Genomic DNA, 2,902 nt, shown 5'->3' on the forward strand with positions numbered 1-2,902 from the left:
ATAGATGGCATCTTCAAGCGCTTCGTCGACCAGTGCATACCATTGCTGAAGGAAGTAGATCCGCAACATCTGTCCCAGGAACCGTTCCCGGCGGGTGACCTTCTTATTGTTCTGGTGCTCAGCCTGAGCAAACGAGATCTGTTTCATCGAGAACTCTGGCGGGTAGTGGAAAACTGTATTTTGCCCTGCCGGTGGCACTTAGGCAGCAACGGTCGTATTTATGCAGTGTTTCCTTAAAAGAGGCTCGCAGTAGGCTTGCTTCTACTAGAGTTTATTTCAAAATAATTACCTCAATAATTTGAAAGCCTGAGTTAAAGCAAATGAATTTCTCCATAGAAGTTCACGTCGAGCCGGAGCGCTCGCCCCGGCTGGCTTAGAGCTTAGCTGGCCATTGCGGCACATTCTTCAGCGCAGCGGTGACAAGCTTGGGCACACTCTTGGCAGTGGGATGCATCATGTTTTTCACACTCATCACCACATTTCTTACAAATGTCGGCACATAGACGGCAGATCTCGTGCGCAAACTCACTTTCTTGTGCCATAAATGAGGCGGCTAACCGACAAATTTGAGCACATTGCATGTTAAGGCGAATACATTCCGCCATCATTTTTACGTTGTCTTCTTTTAGACACTCAGTTGCACACTTGTCGCAATAAGCAGCGCATATGTGACAAGCTTCAATGCAGTTTTCGTATTTTTTGAAGTCCATCTCGGTTCTCCATTTATTAAATCAAATTTTATTTACCATAGTTCTTGCTTGGCATAATAAAGCTAGAACAACCTAAAAGATAAATCAAGGAAAGGGAACCTGGTAACTAATCAAAAAATATAAAAATAAACCAGGTAGCTGTGCGTTACTTGCCGTAATTTTTATTATTCAGCTAGGATTCAGGAAGGCCTACTATAATAAATTTTTTGTCAAAAAAACACTGAAACGTTCGCTGCGCTTGTAAGTTACCTCGCCACGAGCTCCTAATTAAAGCAATTAGTCCGGATTTCTCATAGCCTCTCAGCCAGTACCGAACTCAGGCTGTAACACCGCTAAACATCTACTGGCTAGACTTACATTGGCTACTTTTTAATCACTTTCCGTCGTTCAGACACACTTCCCCCTTCCCCCCATTGCGTCGGGCCGGGGGGCGCCCGAGCAGTCAGTTCGGCACCAACCGCCTGACGAGGTTGGATAGCGCCGTTTTATAAGGATAGCTGTCACTCATCAGCACTCGGATGCGGCACGTATTGCGGATGATGACCGCCCCCACTTTGATGAGCTTGAGCCTCAGGTTGCTCGGGCTCATGCGCGCGAAGGACGTTTTCTTCAGGTAAGTCCGTAACCGCTCGAACAGCGTATAGGCGAAGCCTGACAAGATTAGCCGCATCAGCCGCCACTGATTGGCCCACCAGTGCGTACTGGAGGTCCGGTCAGCGAACAGGCTCAGTTGTTGATCTTTGATTCAGTTTTCCATGTTGTCTCGAGCAAGTACTGCGCGTAGTAAAGCTTGAAGCTGTCATCGTAACGGGAACTGATGATAAACCGGGGGTTGGAGCCCAGCTCGCTCTCTTCTAGACGAGCCACCACTCAGCGTGGGCATTGCCAGGAGTGGGCTTGATACGGGAAGCGGAACGTCCCTGCCACTTTTTCTCCCACCTGCCATTGGGTTTTGCGTACCAGCATCATGGGCACATCCACTTCCTTGAGCAGTCGGTTGTTCTTGGCGATTCCCACGATGTAGTCGACGTGATGCCGATCGCACCAGTTCAGCATCTGGGGACGACAAAAGTGGCTATCACCTCGTAACACGATACGGGTATCAGGCCAATATTGACGGATAAAGCGTACCAGTAGTGAGAGGATGGTCCAGCTATGGCGGCTGTCGCTTCGGTCACTGGTGCGCAGATAGCTCACCAGTAAGTGGCGACCACAGAAGACATACAGCGGGAAGTAGCAATGGTGGTCGTAGTAGCCGTTGAAGAACTTGCCCGGCTGCTCGCCGTGAACCGGGATATCAGTACCATCAAAGTCCAGCACGATTTCTGTCGGTGGCTCCTCGTGCTGCTCGATGAAGTGGTGCCACAGCACCTCATGGGCCTTCACTATTGCTTGCCAATCGGCGTGCTGTTCCACCCGGCACAGCGTCGACTTGCCCGCCAGCGCCTCCACTTCACCGAGCGCCGTCTGAAGCGCCTGGTCATAACGTAGGGCCTCATGGTCGTTGAAATCTTCGTAGCCAGCAGCGACACCGAACACCCGCTGACGAACCAGAGTGTCGAGCTTATGACGAATCTGTTCCGGTGCGCGGGGATCATGAAGCACGGCGGCCAAGCGGCGTGTCAGGCGATACTGTTTATCGACTTCACGAAGCAGGAGTAATCCGGCGTCTGACGTAATGTGGCCCCCAGAGAAGTCGGCTTCAATTTGGCGGCGTGAGAATGGCTAGAAGGTGAGCTTTTCAGGTACCATTTTGGAAGCGGCTGTTGGTGTTTGATGGATTGGTTAGGTTCTTGAAATCATAGCTCTTTCAGCCGCTTTCTTTTATACCCTGTGAGAAAACCGGGCTAGAGTAATTAACATAAAAATTAAATCTATTAATTTTTGGAACGCTAGCAGCCAGCATTTTTTCGGTTCTTCGTTACTTCATGTGGATTTAGCCTGATCGAATAGGCGGCCCGCCGGGCTGCCAATCAGATAGATCATGGCGATGAAGTTAGCCTCGTTCCGATAGCCACGTGCGCGTGACCGAGCCGCCTGAAAAAGGCCGTTCATCCCTTCCAGTCTTGCGTTCGTCAGTCCCGAGTGCCAGCGCCTAACCACTGCTTCCGCGTGCCGCTCAAGTGTCGCCAAGGCCTTTCCCATCGGCTTCAGTAGTGACTTTTCAGAAACCGCCGCTTGCATAACTTTGA

The 2,902-nt window shown here is 50.5% G+C and carries 2 protein-coding genes and 2 pseudogenes; all 4 read right to left on the reverse strand.

Going from position 1 to position 2,902, the window contains the following annotated elements; translation table 11 throughout:
* A pseudogene (locus HUO07_RS21370) lies at positions 1 to 147 on the reverse strand (IS5/IS1182 family transposase); the annotation flags it as partial.
* Positions 148 to 380: 233 nt separating this feature from the next.
* Complete coding sequence (locus HUO07_RS22350) at positions 381 to 710, reverse strand: four-helix bundle copper-binding protein (protein WP_035565121.1); 330 nt, start codon at positions 708 to 710, stop codon at positions 381 to 383.
* Positions 711 to 1,152: 442 nt separating this feature from the next.
* A pseudogene (locus tag HUO07_RS21380) lies at positions 1,153 to 2,417 on the reverse strand (IS1380 family transposase).
* Positions 2,418 to 2,636: 219 nt separating this feature from the next.
* Positions 2,637 to 2,902, reverse strand: a 266-nt coding sequence (locus tag HUO07_RS21385; RefSeq protein ID WP_176305124.1) for a transposase, incomplete at its 5' end; no start/stop codon positions are given.

The organism is Vreelandella maris (assembly GCF_013371085.1).
Taxonomy (GTDB): domain Bacteria; phylum Pseudomonadota; class Gammaproteobacteria; order Pseudomonadales; family Halomonadaceae; genus Vreelandella; species Vreelandella maris.